The organism is Fulvivirga aurantia (genome assembly GCF_009711475.1).
GTDB classification, from domain to species: domain Bacteria; phylum Bacteroidota; class Bacteroidia; order Cytophagales; family Cyclobacteriaceae; genus Fulvivirga; species Fulvivirga aurantia.
In genome coordinates this window covers 1-6,260 of sequence record NZ_SMMD01000718.1, presented here as the reverse complement: position 1 = coordinate 6,260, position 6,260 = coordinate 1, and the positions used below count along the sequence as shown (strand labels likewise).

Sequence of the window (6,260 nt, the reverse complement as noted above, 5' to 3'; positions counted from 1 at the left end):
AAAAAAATAAAAAGCCCATACTTTGATTATGAAAACCCTGAGGTGAAGAAGGCATTGAATAATTTCATGAATCTTCTTTCCAAAAACATTGCTGTTGGTCAAATACACCTTCTGCCTTTGCTGCGTGACGCTATAAAAGAGACCTTGCTGCTCATTTTCTCCCCTTATGATTTTTACATGCATCAGCTCAACACCAAAGAGGAGTTGACCATGAGTGATCTAAAAACATTGGCCAAGTATGTGAAAATCAACAAAAACATAATCGTGTCACTCATTGAGCGTCTGGAAGCCAGTGGTACTACATCTGTAGGCCCTGAGAATATCAATAAAAACCTAGCTGAAGTTTTTGCTAATACAAATGCGACACCTGAGGACGTTGACAATTATTTAAATCAGTTATCAAGCCTGCTACCTCTTGATCAAAGCGTAATTTATGGGGAGATCAGCTCTGACGATGAACAAAATCCAGATAAAAAGTCTGATAAAAAGGATAAGGAGGAAACAGCTCATAAATCTTCACTCATAAATGAGCAGTATGACACTCCGACACAGGTGCTTAACGATCGATTAGCCGATGAATCAAAGCCTACTATCGCAGACATTCATCAAAAACAGAAAATCACAGACATCCATAAGCACTTAAGTATTAATCAACGATTTATGTTTATTAGGGCCCTGTTTGATGGGAATGAAGAAAAATTTAAACAGACATTATCAGAGCTAGAAAGTTTTAACAACCAACAAAGTGCCTTTCAGTATTTATCTGAAGAATACCCAAACTGGGACAATGAAAGTGAAGAAGTTGAGGAGTTTATGGAGATAGTGTCTAAAAGGTTGGCGTGATTACCTCACTAAAACTTGCATTCTGTGCGCATCTAGCTTAATAAGTATAAAGATGAGTATAGTAAATGCCCATAGTGAGGAGCCCCCATAGCTAAACATGGGTAGCGGAATCCCTATGACCGGAAAGAGGCCGATAGTCATACCTATGTTAACTGCAAAATGGAAGAAAATAATACAGGCCACCCCATAGCCATAAACCCTGGCAAAGCGCCATTTTTGCCGCTCGGCTATAAAAATTATCCGCAATAAAAACGTTACAAACAGGCCAATAATCACAAAACTACCGAGCCAACCGTGCTCCTCGGCAATGGTACAAAAGATGAAGTCCGTACTTTGCTCCGGCACAAAATCATATTTTGTTTGCGTACCGTTGAGATAGCCTCTACCAAAAAACTGCCCACTACCAATGGCTATTTTAGATTGAGTTACATTCCACCCGTAGCCCAAAGGATCTGCATCCGGATTGATCAATGCTTTAATTCTATTTTGCTGGTGGGGTTTTAGCACATCCGTAATCACATAATCTACACTACGAATGACCCCGGCTATTACAATAGCACCCGCCAATGTGAGGGCTATATTTCTAATGCTTTTCTTACCGAATATAATTATAACGGCCGCAATGATTGCGATGCCTCCATATAGATACAGGTGATTGCTCACCAATAATGTAAGAATGAAAATTATTGCAGCGGCTGTACCTAAAAGTAGTAGAATTGGCGACATGCCCTCTCTAAAAAACACCAACAAGAATACGGAGTAAACCAAGGCCGTACCAGTATCACCTTGCAAAATAATAAGGATAGCCGGCAGCCCAATAATACCGAAAAGTAACGCCTGATTTTTAATTCTATCCATTCTAAAGTTGGTGTCACCAATAAATTTAGCGACAGCCAAAGCAGTGGCAAACTTGGCAAACTCTGAAGGCTGGAGCCTAAATGCCCCGATCTCAAACCATGATTTTGAACCGGCAACCTCTCTACCAAACAAGAGAACAAATATGAGTAAGAAGATTATGCCTCCAAAAATGAAATAACCGAACGTATCAAAAAACTTAAAGTCTATTACCATGATGGTAATAATCAAAATAAAGGATGTGGCAATAAACATCAATTGACGACCACTATTGAGACTGAGATCGAAAATGCTTGGATTGGTAGACTCATCATAAACGGCAGCAAATATGTTTAGCCAACCCATAATTACAATTAGGAAAAACAGCAATACTGTTACCCAATCCAACTTTGATAATATGCTATCTCCTCTTCTCAATATAAAAACTCTCCTTTCTTAACATACTCTTCGATAAAAGGCCGCTCTGTGGCCCCAAGAAGATACTTTTCAATCATCAGACTAGCTATTGATGCTGCTGCTCTAGCACCCTGCCCTGCGTCTTCCACATATACAGACACCGCAATTTTAGGATCATCTTTTGGCGCAAAAGCAATAAACACAGAATGGTCAGGCATAGGATCATTTTGTACTGTACCTGTTTTGCCACAGACTACAATATCTTTGAGTTTTGCTCGATATTGGCCCGTTCCTGACTCCACAACACTTGCCATAGCTTCTACCGCTACATCAAAGTGCTTAGGGTCAACTGATGTATAGTGCTTCTCCTGGTACTTTGGCAGCGGACTGCCATTATCACCAATAGATTTTACTAAATGAGGGATATAATAATACCCTCTATTAGCCACTATGCTTGCAAAGTTTGCCATCTGCAGAGGCACTACCAGATTTTCTCCTTCACCAATTGCAATTGAGTATATATTACTATACTTCCATGGCTCTCCGCGATAGGCTCGATCATAATACTCCACACTCGGCACCATACCACTTTTCTCATTTGGCAAATCAATTCCCAAAGGTGAGCCAAGTCCAAAACTCTCGACATGTTTTCTCCATTTGGCCAATCCGATTCTGGTATCTTCATACGTATCGTCAGATACACCTTGATTAACCACACGCCTCATTACATTATGAAAGTACGGATTACAAGAGTGCTTAATCGCTCCTTCCAGATCTTCAAATGAGTGAGGACCATGACAACCTATAATACTTCTATTGCAGACAATTCTGGTAGAAGGGTTAATAACGCCCTCTTGCAGTGCTACCATTGCCTGTATGATTTTGAAAATAGATCCCGGCCTATATTGTGCCATCAAAGGTCTATTAAATAACGGCTTGAGCGTATCACTGCTTATACGAGAAAAGTTTTGACTATACTTTCGTCCTGTGAGTAGGCTTGGATCATAAGACGGACCTGAAACCAAAGATAATATTTCGCCACTGGCTGGCTCTATGGCTACAATCGACCCACTTTTGCCTTGTAGTAGATCTTCTCCATAGGCTTGTAAATCGAGGTCAATTGTAGAAACCAAATTACGTCCAGGAATAGAAAGTGTATCGTACTCTCCATCTTCATATGGCCCCTTTTCAATTCCTCTTACATTCTTTACTTTAAATTTTACTCCCCTTCGTCCCCGAAGCTGTTTTTCGTAATAAGCTTCTAAACCACTTTGACCGATATAATCGCCCTGTCTGTAGTAGTCCAGGGTATCTCTTTTGAGCTGATTTTTATTTATTTCACTTACATAACCAAGGGCATTAGCCATTATAGGCTGAGCGTAAGCGCGGGTGGTTCTAGGCTGGATATCAAACCCCGGGAAGTCAACTATATAATCCTGAACATACGCCAGGTCTTGATTTGACAATTGCTTGATAAATATCGAGGGTTGTACATAAGAAAAATCTTTGGCCTCCTCCATTTTCTCTATGAAGACCTCTTTTTCGATATTGAAAACCTCACAAAATTTAGCGGTATCGAGATTTTTCACCTCAGTGGGCACCACTATCAAATTATACTGCGGGGTGTTGTATACTATTAGTTTACCATTACGATCGAAGACAAGACCTCGGTAGGGATACTCAATTACCCTATGGATAATGTTACTAGTTGCAGCCTCAGCATATTTGCTGTCGAGTACCTGAATAGAAAATAATTTTACAAGGAATATAAGACCGGTCAGGATCATGACCAGCTGTATAATGTATCTCCTTGATTGATTCATATGCCTCTCCTCTTATTATAAAAAAGGTACTGAGTGATGATAATCACCACAAAAGTAAATAGTGTACTAAAGAATATTTTACTTAATGTAAAACCAAATAGACCAAAACCAGCAGACTCAACAAAAAACAAGATAGAATGGTGCACAAAAATCAATGGAAGTACGTAAAAACTAAACCATTGCATACCATTTAACCTGATAGATGGTACAGAGCCTAAATCGTAACCACCTTGAGGCGTAATTAAATTGAGCCAGTAGTTTCTTATGAACATAATAAACACCGAAGCGCTCGCATGAATTCCCAAACTATCGTAAAAAGTGTCTACAGTAAAACCCGTAATAAATCCCAGTACCATAAGTAGCACTACGTTGGTTTCTACAGGTAGCAGTAATAAAAAGGCTATATAGATAAAACAGAAGCCTTTGTCGAAAATTACTACATTCTTAAGCAACAGCACCTGCACAAATACATACAGAAAAAACGATATAATACTTACAATTAAACCTTTCTTAATCATTGAGTTCCATTGTTGCAGTCTCTACAGAATCTTGTTCGATCTTAAGCCTGTTTCTAATTATATATACATATGAGAGCTCATTTAAATCACTGGCCAGCTCCATTTCAACATCATAAAACTGCGCGTCTTTTCTCGTCTCAAAAGATTTGATTATCCCTATGGGTATCCCTTCCGGAAAAATAGCATTATAACCTGAGGTCACTACAGTATCACCTTCTTGTAAATCAACATGCAGCGGTACATACAGCAATTTAGCCATGTAAGGATCTTGCCCGCCCCATTTGGTCGTAGATAAATCGCCAGTTCGTTTAATCTTAGAAGAAACCAATACATCGCTGTGTAGTATTGATGTAATTACAGAAAAGTGTTTGGATACACTCTTAACTTTACCAACTACCCCATCATTATCGATAACAGCCATGTCTGGTTCAATGCCCGCTTCACGGCCCTTATTTATCGTAATGTAATTATTAAATCGTCTGGTAGAATTGTTGATTACCTTCGCCCGATCAAACTCATACTTGGTGATGATATCAATATCACTTAAAAGTTCAATATCAGGGTTAAATAAGGCTTTCGTTGAGCTGGCGTAGCTTAGTTTTAAGCTCTGCATTTTCCTGGGCTAACTCTTCGTTTACTCTCGTAAGATCGAAAAAGTTTGTGATACTATTAGAAGTAGACAATAAGCCAGCTACTAACCTATTTGATGAATTGAAGTATCTGGCTCCCTGGTAAGAATTATTTTGAATAATTAACCAACTACAAACTATCTCTAAAAATAGAAAAGTGAGAAAAGCTCTGTACTGATAAAGAAACAGAAATAATCTTTGCATTTAATTTGCGTTGATAACATTATCGAAAAAAGTAGCCAACTAAGATCAGGTCATCAATACTGCTCTGAAAGAATTTAGATTCTTAAGCGCAGATCCGGTACCACGTACAACAGCTCTTAACGGATCGTCTGCTACGTGTATAGGAAGTTTGGTTTTAAGAGCTAGTCGCTTATCGAGACCTCTAAGCAAAGCACCACCACCAGTTAAATGAATTCCATTATCATAGATATCAGCAGAAAGCTCAGGAGGAGAAATCTCCAATGCCTTGAGCACCGCTTCTTCAATTTTAGACACTGACTTGTCGAGTGCAAAGGCGATCTCAGAATAAGAAATCTTGATTACTTTAGGTATACCTGTCATCAAATCACGACCTCTGATTTCGTAATCTTCAGGTCCGTCATCGAGCTCGGTAAGAGCAGAACCTACTTCTATTTTTACCTTTTCAGCAGATCTTTCACCAATAAGCAGGTTATGCTGCCTTCTCATATAATCGAGAATATCTCTATTAAATGTATCTCCGGCTGTTCTTATTGACTGGTCGCATACAATACCAGAAAGTGCTATTACTGCAATCTCTGTGGTACCACCTCCGATATCAACTACCATTGACCCTACCGGTCTTTCGATATCTACACCAATACCTATGGCCGCAGCAATAGGCTCGTGTATCATATAAACTTCTTTAGCACCCGCGTGCTCTGCTGAGTCACGTACCGCTCTTTTTTCAACTTCAGTGATACCTGACGGAATACAAATCACCATGCGGTGAGATGCCGGAAAAAACTTCTTCCCGCTGTCGATCATTTTGATCATACCTCTGATCATGTGTTCTGCAGCGTGGAAATCGGCAATTACACCATCCTTAAGCGGACGTATAGTCTTTATATTTTCGTGAGTTTTTTCATGCATCTGCATGGCCTCACGGCCTATCGCCAATACCTTATTAGTATTTTTGTCAATAGCAATTATTGACGGTTCGTCAACTACAATTT

At 39.4% G+C, this 6,260-nt stretch carries 7 protein-coding genes; 1 reads left to right on the top strand and 6 read right to left on the bottom strand.

Annotated features, from left to right (window positions below; translation table 11 throughout):
* On the top strand, positions 1-843 hold an 843-nt coding region (locus E1176_RS20605; protein ID WP_185152703.1), incomplete at its 5' end, for a hypothetical protein.
* On the opposite strand, the gene rodA is transcribed toward E1176_RS20605, so the two are convergent.
* The 6 genes from rodA to E1176_RS08130 all read right to left on the bottom strand — a co-directional run.
* Positions 844-2,115, bottom strand: a complete 1,272-nt coding sequence (gene rodA, locus E1176_RS08155) for a rod shape-determining protein RodA (RefSeq protein WP_155210119.1) — start codon at positions 2,113-2,115, stop codon at positions 844-846.
* Positions 2,112-3,917, bottom strand: a complete 1,806-nt coding sequence (locus E1176_RS08150) for a penicillin-binding transpeptidase domain-containing protein (RefSeq protein ID WP_155210118.1) — start codon at positions 3,915-3,917, stop codon at positions 2,112-2,114. Before E1176_RS08150 ends, rodA begins: the two co-directional genes overlap by 4 nt.
* Positions 3,914-4,435, bottom strand: a complete 522-nt coding sequence (locus tag E1176_RS08145; protein WP_246205969.1) for a Rod shape-determining protein MreD — start codon at positions 4,433-4,435, stop codon at positions 3,914-3,916. Before E1176_RS08145 ends, E1176_RS08150 begins: the two co-directional genes overlap by 4 nt.
* Positions 4,428-5,048 carry a rod shape-determining protein MreC gene (gene mreC, locus E1176_RS08140; protein ID WP_155210117.1) on the bottom strand — a complete coding sequence of 207 codons (621 nt, stop codon included), beginning with the start codon at positions 5,046-5,048 and terminating at the stop codon, positions 4,428-4,430. Before mreC ends, E1176_RS08145 begins: the two co-directional genes overlap by 8 nt.
* Positions 4,999-5,268, bottom strand: coding sequence for an MreC domain-containing protein (locus tag E1176_RS08135; RefSeq protein ID WP_155210116.1), 270 nt, complete (start codon positions 5,266-5,268; stop codon positions 4,999-5,001). Before E1176_RS08135 ends, mreC begins: the two co-directional genes overlap by 50 nt.
* Positions 5,269-5,313: 45 nt before the next feature.
* Positions 5,314-6,260 (bottom strand): rod shape-determining protein (locus tag E1176_RS08130; protein WP_155210115.1); only part of this gene is annotated, 947 nt, incomplete at its 5' end.